This window comes from uncultured Gimesia sp. (assembly GCF_937910335.1).
Lineage (GTDB): Bacteria > Planctomycetota > Planctomycetia > Planctomycetales > Planctomycetaceae > Gimesia.
Window position 1 is genome coordinate 1 of the sequence record NZ_CALEMX010000207.1, and the last position, 19,311, is coordinate 19,311.

The window sequence follows — 19,311 nt, forward strand, 5'->3', positions numbered from 1 at the left end:
AATTTCCGGGCTTAATGGCGATACCGCTAGATTTCATTTCCGGACACCCTGCTAGTCGCAGGTCTTCGCAGGCCATGCCGTTTTCGTCGATCCAGGCTGACTTCCAGGTTTTGCCGGAAGAATCAGTGGACCAATAAATTTTGACACCCACTTTCTGATCTTTATTGGGAGTACGCCAACCCGCGACGATTTCCTGGAACCCGTTTCCGAATAGATTTGCGGTCGCAATGGCATGGCCGGCTTTGATATTGTCATCGAGAACTTTTCGGCTCAGAATTGAGGTTCGCTGCGATAGTAAATCCGGTTTGTGGTGATCCGCCTGATATAAAACCAGCTTGTCGCCGTGCAGGGGTTCAATGGTTGCGATGAATCGTGCGGTGGGATCCAGGCGTCCCATGCGAATTTCTCCACTTCCTTCAATCAGAGGAAGGGATTCTGTTTTCCATTGTCCCTTGTCGTAGGAAAGCAGCATGGCCCCTTCACGGCCCGCGTATAGAATTTCTTCGGCTTCTGTGTTTGGATTCCATTGCGCTGGATCGAGATTGTGCGTTACATGCAGCGTGTCGTCGATTACGGTTTGCTTCCATTTCTCTTGCGGATTATTCGGTTTTTCATAGGCGATCAGTTTTACTCCGGCGCCTTCCCCTTTCTTATTACCCTTGCCATGTAGCGGAGAGACGACAAGTGCAAAACGATTTTTCGCCAGTTTGACCCAACGCATGCGATGGATGACTGGTTGGTTCGGGAGTTGGATTGCTTTCCAGAGTTGCCTGCGATCGGCGGGAGGAACCAGATAAAAGACGGCACCGGAATTCAGGGTATCGCCGGGATTCCATTGTCCGCCGACCGCGATTTCCACTTTTCCATCGCCGTTAATATCGCGGGCTGCTATGCAGACGTTATCTCTTTCGGTCAAATTTTCGGCGATGACATGTTTTTTCCAACTGGGATTCTGATACCAGACGAATTCTTTTTTGTCTGCCAGGATGACATCCGGTTTTCCATCGCCGTCCACATCACCGATGGCCGTACCGTAGCCGATTTCGACGGTGTCATCGATTGTTTGCGCTTTGAAAACTGGTTTGTGTTCCGCGGCAAAACAAACCGTCGTAGAACAGAGGCAGGTCAGGAATAGAAAACGTATCATCGGGTGGACCTTATGTCGGCAGGAGGGAAACGGTCGATCGATCTTGTCATTATTAGAATTGGAGCCGATCAGACGCGGGAATGCAAGGATTTCATGGATTGAACGTACGAAAGCAAATCAATCAGAGGGTACGCGTAAACTCGAAAGAGTGAATGCGATGAGTATTCTCAGCCAAACAGTTTTTTAACGGGCGAGCCGCCATTGTTGATTGGCACTGGTCGATTGAGAGAATCGGGCAGCATCAGACCCGGGTCGATGCCCATTGCCCAGTAAATCGTGGCTGCCAGATCTTCAGGGCTTACAGGGTGCTCAACTGGTTTCGAAGCGTGACGGTCGGAGCGTCCATAAGTGGTGCCCCCCTGCACTCCTGCACCGGCAATCAATGCCGGGAAGAGTTGGCTCCAATGGCCACGACCCCATGTGCTGTTTGGTTTGGGGGTACGTCCCATTTCTCCCATTGCGATGACGAGTGTTTCATCGAGGAGTCCCCGCTGATCCAGGTCTGATAATAAAGCGGCACAGCCCTGGTCGAACGTGGGTAGCAGGTGATGTTGTACATCATCACTGTTTCGGTGTGAGTCCCAACTGTAACCGTCTACGCAATCATAGTGCACGGTGACAAATTTGACTCCGGTTTCGACGAGTCTGCGTGCCATCAGGCAGGATTGGCCAAACAAATGGCGTCCGTATTGATCTCGAAGCTGATCTGGTTCTTTTTTGATATCGAGTGCATTACGGGTATTGTCTGATGTCAACAGTGCTAAAGCACGTTGACGAAATTGATCAAAGATCTCTGAATCTGCTTTCTCAAAATTCCGTTTCATACTGTCAAAGTGTTTCAGCAGTGAAATGCGGCGTCGGATTGTTTTGAGTGGGACTTCTGGTGCCAGTCCTTCGATTTGAAAGTCTAATTCTTCATCGGTACAGTTACGCCAATAAGGATTATCGTTTGAGTCCCGTTGATCAACGGTTGTTGTGAGTGGGTTAAATTCTTGACCCAGCCAGCCCGCATATTCACCGGGACGCATATAACGGCCCCCGGCCTGCAGTCGCCCGAGGCGATTGGGGACCACCGAATAGTTCGGCAGATCGCGTTCTAAACCGCCGGGCGCATGTTGTGTCAGATATTCGACGACCGAGCCCATCGATGGCCAGTCTTTGGGTGTTGCATCGAATCCACCGCCAATGGGAAGATGCCAGCGATTTCCGGTTTGAATATAATGGCCGCCACCACTGTGGTCGTTAAATGAATGCGTCATGCTGCGTATGACTGAAAATTTGTCGGAGACATTTGCTAAATGTGGGAGGTGTTCGCTGATGAGCAGCCCGGGGGTGCGGCAGTCTATTGATTGAAAGGGGCCGCGAATTTCACTGGGAGCCTCTGGTTTGAGATCGAACGTTTCGAGCTGGCTTGGTCCGCCAAACAGAAATAGAAAGATGACCGATTTGGCACGTCCGCCCTGGAAGGGATCAGTCAGCTGTTGTTGTTCTGCCTGCATGACTTTGGGCAGGGTTAATCCAAGTAGACCCGCGCCTCCGGTTGTGAGCAGTTCCCTTCGCGAGATTCCGGCGCCCGTTCGGCGTGGATGATTCAGAATCGAAAACATGGGAAAGTCCTTTCGCTGGCTTCAGTCTGGCACGTTTTTAACGTTCTCTGCAGCTCATTTAGAATGTCAGGTGGGGGATGCGTACATTCAGCCGCCTATTCTAGCAATTGATCGGTTCTCTGTCTCTATGATATGTAGTTTTTTTTATATGTTTTCAAAGGAGTCTAAAAAAGAGCCATGCGCGGTGGGTTTTGCTGAAAAGATTGGTTACAGTTGATGCAGGCTCTCTTTGAATTTGAGGGAGTGGCTCCATGCACGATTTATTTTCATCTTTGAACTTCAGGAGACTTAACGAATGTGTTGTATACGAAATCAGGCGGTATTGCTTTGTTTGGTCACGTTGAGTTTCAGTTTCCTGTGTGGAACCTCTTCAACGCAAGCGGAAGACTGGGCTCAGTTCCGCGGCCCGAATTGCTCGGGGGTTTCGACTGCTAAGAACAAGTTGCCCGCTGAATTCACCGATCAGAAAAATGTAATCTGGTCTGCCAAACTGGGTGATGGCATTGGCTGTCCGGTAGTGGCTGCCGGGCGTGTGTTTACATCCGGCATGGTGGGCAAAGACAAGGTTGCCCTGTATGCGTATGACGCGAAGACGGGAACGAAATTGTGGGAACGAATCTGGAAGACCGGGGAATTGTTGGAGATTCATGGCACAAACAGCTTCGCTGCGACGACACCAGCGGCGGATGACGAACGGGTTTATTTTTACTTCAGTACGCTGGGTATGCTGGCCGTCGATGCGGAAACCGGAGCCGACGTATGGGAGAAGAAACTTCCTGTCCCTTATTTTGTATTCAAGTGGGGCGCGGGTATGTCTCCCACACTTTATAAAGATCTCGTGTTGTTCTGTCAGGACGATGACCTGGCGCCTGCCTTTTATGCATTCAATAAAAAGACAGGAAAAATTGTCTGGAAAGATGACCGTAGCGATCAAGCGGTGAACTATTCGCATCCCGTGATTTGCGAGACTGATCAAGGTGATGAGATTGTTGTTGCGGGAACCGGTACATTGATCGGCTATGATCCTAAAACAGGCAAACGGCTCTGGAGCGCCCGTACGCTGTTACGCAATATTAAAACTACCCCCGTGAGTCGCGATGGCATTATTTATGTGGCTTTGCAGAGTGGAGGCATCGCCAATCAGTGGCTGGCATCCATCGACCGCTGGGAAACGGGCAACAGTGATGGCAAGGTGACCAAAAAAGAAATTCAAGCATTTGTCGGCAAGGTGAAAGTACCCGAAGCCTTTTACAAAAAAACCTTTGATCGCGGCGACTTGAATAAAGATGGATTTCTGGAAGGTAAAGAACTGGACATTGCATTTTTGCCACCCGGTAACGAAGCGGGCGCGAAGTTCGGTGAAGAACCAGCGCAGCAGTTTATTATGGCTGTTAAAGGGGGAGGCCGTGGCGATGTAACTAAGACACACTTACTTTGGAAACATCCTACCAAACATACCGACCATATCGTCTCACCACTGGTCACCGAAGATCGGATGTTGCTCGTTAAAGGGGGCGGAATTTCTACCTGCTTTGAAGTCGGGAAAGGCAAAAAACTCTGGGGCCCCAAACGGATTCAAAACGAAAGTGAATACTTCGCCTCTCCCATCTATGGCGATGGAAAAATTTATGTCGCCGGCGAGAACGGTAAGATCGTTGTGCTGGAAGATGGGCCTGAGCAGAAAATTCTCGCGAAGAATGATATGGGTGATTCCATTCTGGGAACTCCCGCGATTGCCGACGGTCGAATTTTCGTTCGAACGCGTAGCAAGTTAATCTGTGTGGGCGAGAAGTAGTGACCGGACCGGAGAAATTGAAGGCGAAAACAGAAAACAGAGGCTCTCTGTTTTTCTGTTTTCCCTTCGTCAAAGTTATTGTGATCATGTTGGTTCTTGGCATGAAATCAGTGATGTCTGCCGAAGGCAATGCGCCGAAGCCCGTGCTGGTGCATTATATGCCCTGGTACGCGTCCAAGCCTGTCAGTGATGTTTGGGGCTGGCATTGGACGATGGGCCATTTCGATCCGGCGCAGGTCGGGAGTGATGGTCAGCGTGCAGTGGCATCACACGATTATCCGCTGATTGGTCTTTACGATTCCAATGATCCCGATGTGCTGGAATGTCATGTGCTGCTGATAAAGCTGGCTGGTATCAATGGGGTGGTGATCGACTGGTACGGCATCGATCGGTTTCGCGATTATGCTGAAAATCATCGGAACACGCAGCACCTGATCAAGTATATCAAACAGGCGGGGCTCAAGTTTGCGATCTGTTATGAAGATCAGACCGTCAAGCATATGGTTGAGAATAAAGTCCTGAAGAAAGAAGAAGCGGTCGCTCAGGGGAAAAAAGTTTTCAAATGGCTTGACGAGCATTGGTTTCAGGATGATGCGTATGTGAAAATTGCAGGGCAACCTGTATTGCTCGTCTTTGGTCCGCAATACTTTAAAAAGGATCAATGGAGCGAGATGAAAATCGGATTGTCAAACCCTCCCTTGCTCTATGGTCTGCCTCATCTTGCAAAACCGGTGGGAGCAGACGGGATGTTCGGCTGGCCTCCTGTCTCGGATGGTCAGGCTGTGGCTCCCGCGATCTGGAAAAAGTACCTCCGTGATCTTTATTCCCGAGCGCCGGACGAGTCGGTCATTGCAGCCGCTTTTCCTGGTTTTCATGACATTTACCAGGAAGCGAAACTACATAAGAGTTATGGATCGATTGCGGCACGGGATGGAAAAACGTTAAAGGAGACGCTTGAGTTAGCGGAACAGAGCCAAGCGGCGTTGATACAAATCGCGACCTGGAATGATTATGGCGAAGGGACTGTCATCGAACCTGTCAGAAAACGCGGCTATCAGTATCTCGAAATCGTTCAGAAATTTATGCAGTCACGTTCGGAGGATGCTGTTGCTTTCCGTGCAGAAGATTTACGGCTTCCGGTGAAATTGTATGCACTGAAGAAGCAGTACCAGAATGATACGCAGGCCATGTCAAACTTGAAGCGAGCAACCGATCTCCTGTTCAGCGGCAAATGTGATGCGGCACGCAGCATTCTGGAAACCTATCCGGCAAAGGGCCGTTGAACTGTTTTCTTGCCTGAAAATTGGTAAAGTGTCTCTTACGAAGATTGACTCATAATCAATTCCATTTCTCTGTGAAAGGTTTTCATCAAATGACTGTTCCCTCTGAGACGTTCACTTTTCAACTTTCGGATAAGGCGCGAAGTATATTGTGTCTGGCGTTGGTGTTGATCTGCTCCACTTTGAATGCGGGCGAACCCACGCGCCCTGTTCCGTTGATCTTCGATACCGATATTGGCAATGACGTTGATGATGTGTTGGCGTTAGGTATGATTCATTCACTGGAGGCCCGCGGCGATTGCAAATTACTGGCAGTCACGATTACGAAAGATAATCCATTGGCTGCCTCTTTTACTGATGCCGTGAATACGTTTTACGGAAAAGGTGAAATTCCGATTGGCATCTGTCGTAGTGGAGTCACGCCAGCCACCGGGAAGTTTATTGGTCTGGCGACGAAAAAAGATAACGGCCAATTACGTTATCCGCATGATCTGAAAGATACAAAGTCGATACCCGATGCAGTCACCGTTTTGCGTCGGGCGCTGGCAGATGCGAAAGATGGTTCTGTAGTGATTGCGCAGGTCGGATTTTCGACTAATCTGGCGAACCTACTCAAATCTCCCGGAGATAAAATTAGCTCTCTATCCGGCAAAGAACTGGTCGAGAAGAAGGTCAAGCTGCTATCGATTATGGCGGGCGCGTTCACGAAAATTCCCAGTAAGGGAAAAATGGTCGATCATCGAGAGTATAATATCGTGAAAGATATTCCGTCTGCGAAGACGCTGGCTGCGAAATGGCCGACGCCCGTAGTCTGGAGCGGCTTTGAAATCGGACTCTCGGCGGCTTATCCTCATGAGAGTATCGAAGAGGATTATAATTACACGCCGCATCATCCTTTGGCTGAGGCTTATATACTTTATAACCCCCCGCCCCATGATCGTCCGACCTGGGATCTAACGAGTGTGCTCTATGCCGTCTTTCCGCATCGTGGATATTTCGATCTTTCGGATTCGGGCGATGTCAGCGTCAAAGAAAATGGACTGACCACATTCAAAAAAAGTGATCAAGGCCGACACCGTTATTTAAAGCTGAATGATTTACAGCGGAAACGGCTCGTTGAAGCGCTGGTACAGCTTTCCAGCCAACCTCCCGCGAAATAGAAGCGGATGTTTGACGATGAATAAAACACAATCACCGAAGATAACCGTGTTGGGTTCGATTAATATGGATTTGATGATCCGTACAGAGAATTTGCCACTCCCTGGTGAGACGGTGATCGCGTTGTCCAAAGTGGAGAATCCGGGAGGTAAAGGTGCGAATCAAGCGGTGGCCGCGGCGCGGATGGGCGCGGAAGTCACTATGGTCGGTTGTGTGGGTGATGACAGTTTCGCCGATTTGCTGTTGCAGAATCTTCAGGACGAAGAGATTGATACATCACATGTCGTGCGTCGCGATAAGAGGGCCAGTGGCGTGGCGGTTGTGATGGTGGAAGCGAGCGGCGAGAACGCGATTCTGGTTGTTCCCGGTGCGAATGGTCTGGTAAGCCTGTCAGAGATCGAACAGGCGAAAGAAACGATTCGCGAAAGTGATATCCTGTTGATGCAACTCGAAGTTCCACAGGATATCGTCATCGCGGCGACGAAAGTCGCGCTGGAAGCGGGCGTGCCTGTAATACTTGACCCTGCCCCTGTTCCGGTAAATACTTCGGAAAACGTTCAAAGTGAATTGCTGCACGTCGATTTGATATGTCCTAATCAGTCCGAGGCAGCGGGGTTACTTGGCAAGCCGATAGATACGATTGATGATGCGGTTGCGTTGATCAGGGAACTTACTTTACTAGGTTCAAAGCGGGCGATAATTACGCTGGCGGAACAAGGGGCTGTCGTGTTTGATGGAGAGACGGTTCAGACGATTCCCGCCTTTTGCATAGATGTTGTCGATTCGACTGCGGCCGGTGATGCCTTTGCTGCGGGATTGGCCGTGAGGCTGGCGGAGAAGGCAGATTTGATTGACGCGGTCCGTTTTGCATCGGCAGCGGGTGCCTTGGCAGCATCGGACAATGGTGCGCAGTCGGCGATGCCATCACGAATACAAATTGAAACACTTTTAGAGCAACAAAAACAGGAGCGCCCCGATGAATAAATCTAAGGCCCATTTTATCTACTTTTGCCTGCTGGCTTTCTGTTTTATGTTGACAGGTTGCTCATCTGATTCAGAGCAGACGAAATCGAAAACCGCTGCGAATTCTGAAAACAAAAAAAAGCCAAAAGTGGCATTGATCATGAAATCGCTAGCGAATGATTTTTTTTCGTCGATGGCGGAAGGCGCCAAAGCACATCAGCAGAAGAATGAGGCTACGTATGAGCTTGTTGTGAACGGGATTAAGGACGAACGGGATCTCAGTCGTCAGGTAGCGCTGGTTGAAGAAATGGTGGCGAACGGCGTGGATGCGATTGTGATAGCTCCTGCGGATTCGAAAGCGCTGGTGCCTGCGCTGCGTCGGGCGCGGGAAGCGGGTGTGGTGGTTATTAACATCGATAACAAACTGGATTCGGAAATCTTGAAAGTAGAAAAGATATCGATTCCCTTCGTCGGGCCTGATAATCAGGCGGGTGCTAAAAAAGTGGGTGCGTTTCTGGCTACGAAATTGAAAGCGGGCGATGAAGTGGTTGTGTTGGAAGGCATTCGGACTTCTTTTAACGGCACTCAGCGGCGGCTTGGATTTGAAGCGGCGATGAAAGAGGCCGGGATCAAAATTGTGGACAGCCAGTCGGCACAGTGGGAAATGAGCATGGCGAATACCCTGGCACTGTCGATGCTGAGCGAGCACCCGAACGTCAAAGCCGTTCTGGCGGCGAATGACAGCATGGCGCTGGGGGCGTTGGCAGCGGTTAAAAATAACGGCAAGAGCGGAGAGGTGGCGGTGGTCGGATTCGATAACATTGCTGCCGTCCAGCAGGCGATTCGAGACGGGCAGATTCTGGCGACCGCTGATCAGCATGGAGGGGAGCTGGCGGTTTTTGGAATTGAACACGCATTACGTTTGATCAAAGATCCGGACGCGAAAATTGAAGACCGCGAAACACCCGTCGATCTGGTTACCGCTGAGGTTCTGAAATGAATGACGCTGCTCGAACGCTACGGTTCACGGCTCATAATCTGTGTAAGGATTACGTTGTACGGGTTTTGGATGGTGTGCAGTTTGAGCTACGGGCGGGTGAGATTCACGCGTTGCTGGGTGCGAATGGTGCGGGGAAAAGTACGTTGTGTCGCATAATCTCTGGTCTGACTCCCGCGACTTCAGGCAGGATGACATTAAACGGAGTGACTTACGATCCTCGGGATAAGCGGTTTGCGGAATCGCTGGGTGTGCAGATTGTGCAGCAGGAACTGAATCTGATACCGACGCTAACCGTCGCAGAAAATCTGCTGCTGGGTCGCTATCCAGAGCGATGGGGAATTATAGATCGCAAGTTGCTGCATGCGCAGGCACGCTTGGCGCTGGATCAGTTTGGTTTACATGAGATTCACGTCGATCAAATTGTGGGCAGTCTGGGTGTTGGTCAACAACAGATGTTAGAAATCGCAGCGGCTCTGGATCGCAATTGTGAATTATTGATTCTGGACGAACCGACGGCGGCGCTGAGTGCCGGGGAAACAGAGCGGCTGTTTGCGCGGCTGGATGAACTTCGCCAACAGGGAGTCGGTATTATTTATATCAGTCATCGACTGGATGAAATCGCGAAGATTGCAGATCGTCTGACGGTATTGCGGGATGGAAAGTATGTTAGCACGCATGCGGTAGCGGAGTTTCAGCCGATCGAAGGGGTGATTGATCTCATGTCGGGCGAAGCACAAGCGGCGGCACATGCGAATCAGAATCATCATTCTTATACGACCGAGCGGACGATGATTCGTGTGGCGGACATGAGCCGAGATGAGGTGGTGCAGGATGTCAGTTTTTCGGTTCAGGCGGGAGAGCGTTACGGGATCGCCGGGCTGGTGGGATCGGGGCGTACGGAATTGTTGAGGCTTATCTTCGGAGCTGATCGGTTAGACGGTGGAGAGATCTTTTTACGGGGTGCAACCAAACCGGTACGATTTCGTCATCCGCATGAAGCGGTCAAAGCGGGGCTGGCGATGGTGACGGAAGATCGCAAGCAGAACGGGTTGCTGCTTTCCCAGTCGATTCGTGTGAATACAACGCTCTCGAGCATGGAGTTGTTAACGCGCGCTGAGGGCATCGGCATTATCAATTTGCGTCGGGAAAGGGAACTTGTCGAAGCAGAGCGGGAAATGATGCAGATACATTCGCGTGATATCGAACAGAGTGTGGATACGCTGAGTGGAGGCAATCAACAAAAAGTGGCGGTGGCGAAGTGGTTGTTGAAAGGGGCTGACGTATTTCTGTTCGATGAACCCACGCGCGGCATTGATGTGGCGGCGCGTCGGAAAATTCATCAACTGTTTGACAATCTTGCGGAAGAAGGCAAGGCATTGATTATTGTGAGCAGTGACCTGGAAGAACTGTTCGAAACCTGCGACCGGATCGGTGTGATGTCGGCGGGCAATTTGGTTTCAGAATACACTCGCGCGACATGGTCTTATGAGACGATCATGCAGGACTGCTTTTCAGGATACACTCAACATGAGACAAACACAGTTTCAGGAGCAACCGTATGAACGACTCCCCTGCCCCTGATTCAAAGACTCTCAATGTCGACGTCCCACGGTCGGCGAGTCGGAATTTGATGTCTTCGCTGTTGCAATATGCGGGACTCTCAGGTGTATTGGCGTTGCTGATTCTGATCTTCAGTCTGATGAGTACGAATTTTCTGACCGTACGCACGCTGACGTCGGTTGCCAATCAGATTCCCGACCTGACAGTGATCGCTGTGGGGATGACGCTGGTATTGATCATTGGGGGCATCGATTTGTCGGTCGGTTCTCTGCTGGCATTATCATCGGCGGTGCTGGGTGTGTTTATGGTCGACTATGGGTGGCCGCTCTGGGCGGTAGTTCCCATCTGTTTGAGTGTCGGCGCATTCTGCGGCATGTTGAATGGTGTGATCAGCGTGAAAGCGGGGATTCCGTCGTTTATTGTGACGCTGGGTATGCTGGAAATGGCGCGAGGCAGCGCGTATTTGATTACGGATTCTCAGACGAAATACATCGGCTCCTCCATCGAGTGGATTGGCGCGCCGATTAAAGGTTTCGCGTTTTCGCCGGTGTTTCTGTTGTCACTGGTGATTGTTGGGCTAGGTCAATTTCTACTGACGCGCACTGTTTTCGGCCGGTATTGCATTGCCATAGGTACGAATGCAGAAGCGGTGCGAATGTCGGGCATCAGGACGGCCCCGTATTCGATTACCGTGTTCACAATCAGCGGCTTGCTGTGCGGGTTGGCGGGCATTATGCAGACCTCTCGGCTTTCAACAGCCGACCCGAACGCCGCCGTCGGTTTGGAACTGGCGGCCATTGCTGCGTGCGTGATAGGCGGTACCAGCTTAATGGGGGGGCGTGGCTCGGTGATTAACACTTTCTTTGGTGTGTTGATTATCGCTGTTCTACAAACGGGTCTGGCTCAGGTTGGTGCCAGTGATCCGATTAAACGTGTGATTACGGGGGCGGTGATTATTGTTGCTGTGTTATTAGACGCGGCCCGGCAACGGTGGAAACGTGGTGGGTGAGCTGGTGTTGGTGTGGTTTTTTGCTACCACGAAAAGCATGAACAGATTGTGTTGTTGAGAGTTGGATCTCATCACTGTTGGCAAGTATTTAGACCGGGCACATGACACAAGCCAACATCGCCACCCACGAGGAAGTCTCTCATCAATTTTTATGAGATCTTTGGGATTTCGCGACTATTCCATAATATTGTTTGTATATTAAGATTGTGTGTTATAATGTCTACTAACATTAGTTGAGGCAGTTATTCGGGACAAATTATTATTGAAAGCTATTTGCTTTTTTTATGGTGGATGAGCCATTTGACTTGATTCCAGGGATATAAAGCAATGGGACGGATCAGCATTGGGTTCATTAGATTACAAGTGTTCGTTTTATTACTTTGGAGATCGCTCATGGCTCGACACTCCTACTTTCTGATATTGCTGTTGGTTGTCGCAACTGGATGTACCAGAGGAGAAGTTGAAAAGGGGAAAAAATTTGTCAAGTTTCCCTGGCCACCGCCCAAAGCGTCTGCGCAGAGTCTCATCCCTAACTCGTATTTTGAAAACGAGTCGGACCAAGTTCTCCTGGTCAAGGACATTGACCAAAAAATTTGTGATGCTCTGACGGCACAAGGTTATTCTGCGCGCAGCTATTTCGCGGTTCCGGGTGGCTTTGCCCTGGTGACGCGACTGGAACAATTCGATGAAGATGGAAAATCGAAAGCACCTCCCGATCGCTGGGTCACTGATACGAGACCGATGCGCGACTTTTCTCTGGGAGCCTACATCCGGGCTTTATTCACCGCGAGTCCGGGGTATTACCGGATCATTGTTTTTATCGTAACGCCGGTTCTGTTTGATCAGACAGATCAGGAGGTGAGCCGGGATGAAGCGATGGCATGGTTGAGGAGCGGTTTAAATAATTTGCCCGACAATGTAGGCGCGCAGGAATATACTCAGAGCCAAGTATGCACGGCTTTGATTTATGAATTCAAGCAGCCCGAGAAAGGAACTGAGGCAAAACTGAGCGAGTCGGGACAGTTTTCCGGCATTGAGCATTTGACAAATGCGGGTCTGCTTGCGGAATTGAAGAAATAAATCATTCAGGTGGCAAATGTAATCAGGACTGAAAGGGGCAGAGATGACCGACCGTATCTTGCTTGCCAAAGCCCGCTGGGGGCTTTCGAAAATCTGGTTTAGCTGGGGGGGAATGCTCTTCACGATTATTGTGTTGCAGTCGATTTTCGGCAGGTACGGTGAACAGGTCAAAGAAGCATGGTCCTGGTTCATTCCCACGATCATTCCTACCATCGCTTTAATGATGGGTGTGCTCGGTGCGGAAGCGATGCTCAGCGGCGACGATGTTCGTAATGTCAAAAAGAACTTTTACACGATCACCTGGTGGCTTTCCTTTGGATATCTGCTGATTCTTTCGATTACAATTTTGCTGGAGCCCTTCGCACCGATGAATGCCATCGAACTCTATCTGATATCTAACTTTTGGCTCTCGCCACTCCAGGGGATTGTGGGAGGGGCAATTGCGCTGTTGTTTACCTCACAACGAACAGAGGCTCCTCCCGAAGTACCGCCGCCCGTTGCGCAAGAGCCGTCAGATCAATAATGCAAACAACCGAATCCGATTGATGACGCGTTTTGGTCATCAGACAAATAACAGCTTAGATGAGTGTTAGCCCTGTATCCGAACGATACAGCGCGCCGGCAGTGCTGCCCTGCACCGACCCGAACGCAACAATCGGTCTGGAACTGGCGGCGATTGCGGTGCTGCGACAGCCTTGGTATAGATCGGGGCGACCGATCCGATCAAACGTGTGATTCCAGGCGCGGTGAATATTGTGGCGGTGCTGTTGGACGCGGCACGGCAGCGGTGGAAACGTGGCGGGTGAGTTGGTTTGTTTCTACCACGAAATGACACGAACGGTTGTGTTTTTGGTGGCTGGATTTCACCACTGTTGGCAAGCCAACAGTGGTTACTGACTTCGTGTATTATTCTCCGGGATGATAGGAGTGGGTTGTGTTCTTTTTGATTTCGTCCCTATTGAACCAGGCTGGTTTGAACATTCCCTGGGCGTAGAGGGGGGCCTGATCCAGATAGTGTGGTGATTTTGGATTGGTACTTTGTCCAAAGGGGACGATTGATTTGGCTTTGATTCCCTGGGGATCGAATTCGATGACGCTAACATAGGAGTGGCCGTGATAGCCATATCTTTGTTTTGATCCGGGGATCTCACGGGAGAGGTAGGTGAAAACCATGCCTACGCGTGGATGGCCGCCGGCGAGCGGAAAGCTCTTGCCTGTGTCACCCGCAAATTGGCCGTTGTTGTTGGGGCGTTGATGCCGAAAGAGTTTGCCATATTCAATCTGCCAATCGTCAAATTTGTTTTCCAGATTATTTTTGACCGCATTCAAGATTTCCAGCGTGGCAATATTGTTCGATTGTTTTTGCTGCAGCCGATGCCCCATTTTTTCGTACCATAAATGAAAGAGCGTTGATGCGACAGAGTCTTGACGGCATTGATGGTCCCATTTCTGGAGCTCTTTGACTAATGGTTTTACATCCGAGCCCAGCTGCGCCTGCTGTTTGTTCGGGTTGTTTGTTTCTAGCGACTTGAGTGCTTTGGATATCATGGGAATCCACTTGCGGGCTTCATTGACGTGTGTGTCCCAGGCGGCGGCAGTCCATTGGTCAAAGGTGAACTTGTCGTTGCCTGATAATATCTTTTTCGATATGGCAACGCGGTTGTTGTCTTGATCCCGATGACCTAAATAACGGGGGAAATCTGTTTTGCGTGGGTTTATCTTATTAGTCGTCGTTGAGAAAGGGGACGAATTGCAGTTCTGCATCCAGCCACTTTTGGGGTTAAGTACCTGCGGTAATTCCGCGATGGCGTGGTAGCCCGACCATTCGGTTGCAGAGGTGTCGCCGGGTACGGGTTTGCTCCAGTCGAAGGTTGGGTCGCGGCGCGGTGTTGCCGAGTTGTAGAGATACCAGGTGTTTCCTTTCACATCGGCATACATGATGTTATGGAAGACCAGCCCCTGTTTGGAAATGGCAGACTGAAATTCGGTTCGATTCGATGCTTTTGCCATTTCGTAGAATTGTTTTTGCAGCCCCCCTTCCCGAATCCTGGCTGTGCGAACGGCATAGCCTTTTTTGTCGGAAAGAATCAAAACGGGGCCATGGTGAGTTTTCAGGCATGTGATTTCGCGATCAATGAGTTTGCCATTTGCCTGTTTGATTTTAATGGTTTCGTTCCATGATGCTGCTTTCAGCCATTGATCGTTGTAGCGATACTTCAGGGGGTCAGTCGGATGGTCGAACGATTCAATATAGACATCGACGATATCCGGGTAGTTTACTGTCAGGCTCCAGCCCAGGTTTTCGTTATGGCCGGCAAAGGGAAACAGGAAGCTTCCGTAGGCGAAACCTCCCGAAATATTAAGTCCCGTTTCGCTGCGTAGATGCCCTTCGTAGACTTCGTTAAGGGGGATATGCGGGTTGATGAACAGCATGGCATTTCCCGTAGCACTGCGATCGGGGCTAATGGCCCACATGTTTGAGCCATCCCGCTCGGATTTTGGTTTAGGAGGGGGCAGTTTCTGTTCGTTTCGTTTCTGCTCGTTTGTTTTTTTTAATTTTGCAGCCTCCTGTTTTGCGATTGCTATCAGATATTTGTATTCCGGGCTCATATTCAATGAAGAAAGATTCATTGTGCGGCCTGCGGCTAATACGTGCCAGGGTTCGAACGGAGTGATCAACACCGGTTGTTCTTGTGGGTGATTCGCGACGTAGAAATTAAGCGCGTCCGAATAGGCGATCAAGATTTCTTTAAATTCATCGTCGGACGCTGCGAATTCAGCTTGGGAGTGTTTGGAAACTTCGTTCAGTCGATTGAGACGGTCTGATAAAAATCTTCCTGGCCCCACCAATTCTGAAAGGCGGCCCATCCCGCTGAGCAGGCTCTTTTGTATTTTTTGAAATTCGTCTTCCGCCCTGGCATAGGTGAATCCGAAAACGACGCTGGCGTCGGTGGGGCCTGTCACGTGGGGTACGCCGTAGGTGTCTCTGTGAATTGTGGTTTTCTGTGCCAGTAGTCTGGCTCGTTCCAGACTTTGCTGCAGCGAAATTGTGTGAGGATCTTTTTCTGCGTCTACGGGCTTGTTTTCAACTGCTGCGACAAAAGACGTAAAGGTGAAGCAGTAGAATAAAACGATCAGTCGAAAAGTACATTTAATATTTCTTTGAAGTTCTTGCATAGCGTTGATCCATCTAGTGCGCTCCCTGTTTCAGTATGATAAAGAGTACTCTACTTTATAAAAAACAGTTTCGAAAATTCAATAGAATCTGGAATTATCTTGAATTGATCAGATTAACGGAGTCCATTCATCGTCCCGAAATGTTCTGGCTATTACAATTCTTTGCTCATAGAATAGTCTTTGGATATTTGCAGGGTATTACAAACGGTTGTTTGCAGAACAAAATTCCCCGTTCATTCTTTTTCTGTAGATGTAGTGATTCATCACGTGGCAAGGAACTTTTAAAATGTTTACACTTGATTTAGCACAATTGACACCCGAGCAGCGGGCGATGGTTGAATTATGGGAATCGCATTTGGATGCCGAGTTTGATAGCAAAGATGCTGTCGCCTCTTGCGGCACGATGACTGAAGCTCCCTATGTGAATCATGTGCCTACGTTGACGGGTGGACTGGGGCGGGAGCAGCTTCTTCATTTTTATAGCAACTATTTCATTCCGCATATGCCGTCTGATATGGAGACAGAGCTGATCTCACGAACTGTCGGGCAGAACCGTATTGTGGATGAGTTCGTGAGTCGTTGCACGCACACCGTCCAAATGGACTGGTTATTGCCCGGCGTACCTGCGACAGGACGACGATTAGAAATTGTACTTGTGGTGATTGTGACTTTCGAGGAGGGAAAGATGAGTTCGGAACACATTCATTGGGATCAGGCTTCTGTGTTGGTACAGGCTGGTTTAATCGATCCTGCGAATCTCCCGGTTTCTGGTGCCGAGGCAGCCCGGAAGATGCTCGACCGTAATTCTGTGCCCTCGAATCTGTTGATCAAACGCACGATTGCGGATGATCTGCTTTAGTCACGCCAATCCCGTTTTGACTTTCCACACTGGAAAAATTTTCCCCGGAGTCACTCAAATGCAATCTCAACTCCCTGTTTGCGATGACAAAGCTTTGGAGATTCGCCGAGTTTCCTCAATCAAAAACCAGATCCTCATGTGGGCCTGCGGTCTGTGGATGGTATTTGTATTTCAAGGGCATGCCAGCGCCGGGGAACAGGTATTACCGGGGACAAAACTGCTCAAGTGGAATGAGACGACATTGCCAGACCGGTTGATGGACGGGGCGCACCGATTCATCGAGCGAAAAATTGAAGCAGCGGCTAGCTATCGACGTCAATACTGGCCCGGTGAAAATGCGGGAGCCGACGTTTGGAAAAAGGCCATCGAAGAAAATCGCGATCATCTGCGGACACTCATCGGCGCCGTTGAAGAGCGGCTCCCCTCTGAGATGGAGTATTTCGGCAATACCGCAGAGGGTGTTGTTGTTTATGCGTCTGATGATTTCCGTGTCACACAAGTCCGCTGGCCCGTGGTCGATGATGTTTTCGGCGAAGGTTTACTGATAACGCCGAAAGCGGCCGCTGTTGCCTCAACGATTTTGATTCCCGATGCAGATCAGACGCCGGAACAATTGCTGGGTATGATCAAAGGGGGGGCTACCGATCCTCTAGCCGTGCGGCAGTTGATTGCTAACAACGTCAAGGTACTGATTCCCACACTCGTCAGTCGAGCAAAATTTGGTTTCGATAATCCAAGGCTGAAACGCGCCGATCAAACCAATCGCGAGTGGATCTATCGACAGGCATTCCAGATGGGTCGACATATCATTGGATACGAAGTGCTGAAAGTGCAGTCGGCCATTGACTGGCTGGAAGCACAACAAAAATTGCAAGCGGCGGAAACTCCGATTGGTGTCGCCGGTTACGGGGAAGGCGCGCTGATCGCGTTTTATGCCTCAGCCATCGACACACGCATCGATGTCACTCTTGTTAGTGGCTATTTTGATTCACGCGAAGCAGTGTGGTCCGAACCCATATATCGAAATATCTGGAGTCTGCTCAAACGCTTCGGAGATGCCGAAATCGCGTCGCTCATTTTGCCGCGTAAATTGATTATCGAACATAGCGAATCGCCTACGATTACTGGCCACAAAGGGGATTGGAAAACGCCCCCGCTGAATCGTGTCAAACAGGAAGTTGCTCGAATTCGATTGCCAGCTGGCACGGCTCGCCCCACGTTGATTCAAGGAAAACCGGGAACCACAACCAAACCGTTCTCAACTGGCGCCATGCAGGTCTTTCAGGACGAGTTGGGAGTTCAACAGACGAAACAACCGGTGGCTCCTTTGACTGACCAGCGTATCGCTTTTCAATCAGACAAACGACAGCAACGCACTGTAGAGCAAATCGAAGACCACGTTCAGGAGCTTGTAAGAAAGTCGGTCACGGTTCGAGACAAATTCATGCTTTATGAATTAATGCCGGAATTTAAGAATCAGCGTTGGGGTACGCAAAAAAGTCTGCCCGTTCACGATCCCAAAAAGTTTATCGAAGGCAGCAAAGAATTTCGACGTCGTTTCTATCAGGACGCCATCGGCCAATTCGATCAACCATTCCTGCCCCCCAACGCGCGAACTCGAATTGTGAAAGAAACTGACAAGTGGATCGCCTATGATGTTGTGCTGGATGTATTCGATGACCTGATCGCCTGGGGCGTGCTGGTTGTGCCGAAAGATTTAAAACCGGGTGAGAAGCGACCCGTGGTGGTCTGTCAGCATGGTCGTAACGGGATTCCACGTGATACGATTGACACACAGAAGACCGCCTACAGCGACTTTGCGGCAAAGTTAGCCGAACGTGGATTTATCACTTTCTCGCCACATAATCTGTATCGCGGCGAAGATCGTTATCGTTGGCTGGATCGCAAGGCGAATACTGTTGGCTGTTCGTTGTTTTCATTCATAGTCGCACAGCATGACCAGATTTTACGCTGGCTCGACAGTCTGCCCTTCGTGGACGGTGATCGGATTGCGTTTTACGGATTGAGTTATGGGGGCGAAACAGCGGTCCGTGTGCCGACGATTCTGGAAAAATATTGTCTCTCAATTTGTTCCGGCGATTTCAATCAGTGGACTCGCAAGATCGCCTCCACCGAACACCCTTTTAGTTTTATGTGGTCGATAGAATGGGAAATGCCTTATTGGAATCTGGGACATACATTTGACTACGCCGAGATGACTTACCTGATGCTGCCCCGTCCGTTTATGGTCGAACGCGGACATCATGACCGAGTCGGCCTGGATGAGTGGGTCGCGCATGAATTTGCCCGAGTCCGCTGGCTCTACGCGCAATTTGGACTCGCCGACCGTGTCGACATTGAATTTTTTCAGGGCGGACACAGTATCAGAGGCCAGGGCTCATTCGCATTTTTACACAAGCACCTGAACTGGCCGGAGCCTACAGAACAAACAAAGTCAGAGTAATCAGTACGGGTGCCACTGTCGGCTTGTTATTTAGACCGGACACAGCATTAGAGGCCAGGGCTCATTTGCATTTTTACACAAACACCTGAACTGGCCGGAGCCTACAGAACAAACAAAGTCAGAGTAATCATCGTTGATAATGATATTCAGACTGGTCTCTTTTTCTCTCTGCCTGTCGGATTGTGAAGGAGCATGTAGCAGATTTTCGTAAA

14 protein-coding genes are annotated in these 19,311 nt (G+C 50.0%); 11 read left to right on the top strand and 3 right to left on the bottom strand.

The window, feature by feature from the left end:
* Both Q0668_RS07725 and Q0668_RS07730 read right to left on the bottom strand, forming a co-directional pair.
* Nucleotides 1–1,147 (bottom strand): FG-GAP and VCBS repeat-containing protein (locus Q0668_RS07725; RefSeq protein WP_298862330.1); only part of this gene is annotated, 1,147 nt, incomplete at its 3' end.
* A gap of 167 nt (nucleotides 1,148–1,314) precedes the next feature.
* On the bottom strand, nucleotides 1,315–2,754 hold the full coding sequence (locus tag Q0668_RS07730) for a DUF1501 domain-containing protein (protein WP_298862333.1): 1,440 nt from the start codon (nucleotides 2,752–2,754) through the stop codon (nucleotides 1,315–1,317).
* A gap of 295 nt (nucleotides 2,755–3,049) precedes the next feature.
* Between Q0668_RS07730 and Q0668_RS07735 the strand changes: the two genes are divergently transcribed.
* The 9 genes from Q0668_RS07735 to Q0668_RS07775 all read left to right on the top strand — a co-directional run bounded on the left by Q0668_RS07735 (nucleotide 3,050) and on the right by Q0668_RS07775 (nucleotide 13,122).
* On the top strand, nucleotides 3,050–4,549 hold the full coding sequence (locus Q0668_RS07735) for a PQQ-binding-like beta-propeller repeat protein (protein ID WP_298862336.1): 1,500 nt from the start codon (nucleotides 3,050–3,052) through the stop codon (nucleotides 4,547–4,549).
* 113 nt (nucleotides 4,550–4,662) lie between these two features.
* On the top strand, nucleotides 4,663–5,832 hold the full coding sequence (locus tag Q0668_RS07740) for a glycoside hydrolase family 71/99-like protein (protein WP_298862339.1): 1,170 nt from the start codon (nucleotides 4,663–4,665) through the stop codon (nucleotides 5,830–5,832).
* An 89-nt stretch (nucleotides 5,833–5,921) separates the two neighbouring features.
* Nucleotides 5,922–6,989, top strand: a complete 1,068-nt coding sequence (locus Q0668_RS07745; RefSeq protein WP_298862342.1) for a nucleoside hydrolase — start codon at nucleotides 5,922–5,924, stop codon at nucleotides 6,987–6,989.
* A 16-nt stretch (nucleotides 6,990–7,005) separates the two neighbouring features.
* Nucleotides 7,006–7,971 (top strand): ribokinase, encoded by a 966-nt coding sequence (gene rbsK, locus Q0668_RS07750; RefSeq protein ID WP_298862345.1) that lies wholly within the window; start codon nucleotides 7,006–7,008, stop codon nucleotides 7,969–7,971.
* A complete protein-coding gene (locus tag Q0668_RS07755; protein ID WP_298862348.1) occupies nucleotides 7,964–8,950 on the top strand; it encodes a sugar ABC transporter substrate-binding protein in 987 nt (328 codons plus the stop codon). Before rbsK ends, Q0668_RS07755 begins: the two co-directional genes overlap by 8 nt.
* Nucleotides 8,947–10,512 carry a sugar ABC transporter ATP-binding protein gene (locus Q0668_RS07760; protein WP_298862351.1) on the top strand — a complete coding sequence of 522 codons (1,566 nt, stop codon included), beginning with the start codon at nucleotides 8,947–8,949 and terminating at the stop codon, nucleotides 10,510–10,512. Before Q0668_RS07755 ends, Q0668_RS07760 begins: the two co-directional genes overlap by 4 nt.
* 68 nt (nucleotides 10,513–10,580) lie before the next feature.
* The gene (locus Q0668_RS07765) at nucleotides 10,581–11,519 is read left to right on the top strand and encodes an ABC transporter permease (protein WP_366918882.1); all 939 of its coding nucleotides are present in this window, start codon (nucleotides 10,581–10,583) and stop codon (nucleotides 11,517–11,519) included.
* A gap of 393 nt (nucleotides 11,520–11,912) precedes the next feature.
* Nucleotides 11,913–12,599 carry a hypothetical protein gene (locus tag Q0668_RS07770; protein WP_298862359.1) on the top strand — a complete coding sequence of 229 codons (687 nt, stop codon included), beginning with the start codon at nucleotides 11,913–11,915 and terminating at the stop codon, nucleotides 12,597–12,599.
* A gap of 43 nt (nucleotides 12,600–12,642) precedes the next feature.
* A complete protein-coding gene (locus tag Q0668_RS07775; RefSeq protein WP_298862362.1) occupies nucleotides 12,643–13,122 on the top strand; it encodes a hypothetical protein in 480 nt (159 codons plus the stop codon).
* A gap of 383 nt (nucleotides 13,123–13,505) precedes the next feature.
* Here Q0668_RS07775 and Q0668_RS07780 read toward each other — a convergent pair whose 3' ends face one another.
* Nucleotides 13,506–15,776, bottom strand: a complete 2,271-nt coding sequence (locus tag Q0668_RS07780; RefSeq protein WP_298862365.1) for a penicillin acylase family protein — start codon at nucleotides 15,774–15,776, stop codon at nucleotides 13,506–13,508.
* A gap of 286 nt (nucleotides 15,777–16,062) precedes the next feature.
* Between Q0668_RS07780 and Q0668_RS07785 the strand changes: the two genes are divergently transcribed.
* Together Q0668_RS07785 and Q0668_RS07790 are read left to right on the top strand one after the other, a co-directional pair.
* On the top strand, nucleotides 16,063–16,635 hold the full coding sequence (locus Q0668_RS07785; RefSeq protein ID WP_298862368.1) for a hypothetical protein: 573 nt from the start codon (nucleotides 16,063–16,065) through the stop codon (nucleotides 16,633–16,635).
* 58 nt (nucleotides 16,636–16,693) lie between these two features.
* Nucleotides 16,694–19,099, top strand: a complete 2,406-nt coding sequence (locus Q0668_RS07790; RefSeq protein ID WP_298862371.1) for a hypothetical protein — start codon at nucleotides 16,694–16,696, stop codon at nucleotides 19,097–19,099.
* The last annotated feature ends 212 nt before the right edge of the window (nucleotides 19,100–19,311 follow it).

What these genes read in the sequence shown, in the direction of transcription:
- Q0668_RS07745 (WP_298862342.1), top strand. Translation starts at nt 5,922, where the DNA reads ATGACTGTTCCCTCTGAGACGTTCACTTTTCAACTTTCGGATAAGGCG.
- Q0668_RS07760 (WP_298862351.1), top strand. Translation starts at nt 8,947, where the DNA reads ATGAATGACGCTGCTCGAACGCTACGGTTCACGGCTCATAATCTGTGT.
- Q0668_RS07730 (WP_298862333.1), bottom strand. Translation starts at nt 2,754, where the DNA reads ATGTTTTCGATTCTGAATCATCCACGCCGAACGGGCGCCGGAATCTCG.
- Q0668_RS07735 (WP_298862336.1), top strand. Translation starts at nt 3,050, where the DNA reads ATGTGTTGTATACGAAATCAGGCGGTATTGCTTTGTTTGGTCACGTTG.
- Q0668_RS07740 (WP_298862339.1), top strand. Translation starts at nt 4,663, where the DNA reads ATGTCTGCCGAAGGCAATGCGCCGAAGCCCGTGCTGGTGCATTATATG.
- Q0668_RS07770 (WP_298862359.1), top strand. Translation starts at nt 11,913, where the DNA reads ATGGCTCGACACTCCTACTTTCTGATATTGCTGTTGGTTGTCGCAACT.
- Q0668_RS07755 (WP_298862348.1), top strand. Translation starts at nt 7,964, where the DNA reads ATGAATAAATCTAAGGCCCATTTTATCTACTTTTGCCTGCTGGCTTTC.
- Q0668_RS07765 (WP_366918882.1), top strand. Translation starts at nt 10,581, where the DNA reads ATGTCTTCGCTGTTGCAATATGCGGGACTCTCAGGTGTATTGGCGTTG.
- Q0668_RS07785 (WP_298862368.1), top strand. Translation starts at nt 16,063, where the DNA reads ATGTTTACACTTGATTTAGCACAATTGACACCCGAGCAGCGGGCGATG.
- rbsK (WP_298862345.1), top strand. Translation starts at nt 7,006, where the DNA reads ATGAATAAAACACAATCACCGAAGATAACCGTGTTGGGTTCGATTAAT.
- Q0668_RS07780 (WP_298862365.1), bottom strand. Translation starts at nt 15,776, where the DNA reads ATGCAAGAACTTCAAAGAAATATTAAATGTACTTTTCGACTGATCGTT.
- Q0668_RS07775 (WP_298862362.1), top strand. Translation starts at nt 12,643, where the DNA reads ATGACCGACCGTATCTTGCTTGCCAAAGCCCGCTGGGGGCTTTCGAAA.
- Q0668_RS07790 (WP_298862371.1), top strand. Translation starts at nt 16,694, where the DNA reads ATGCAATCTCAACTCCCTGTTTGCGATGACAAAGCTTTGGAGATTCGC.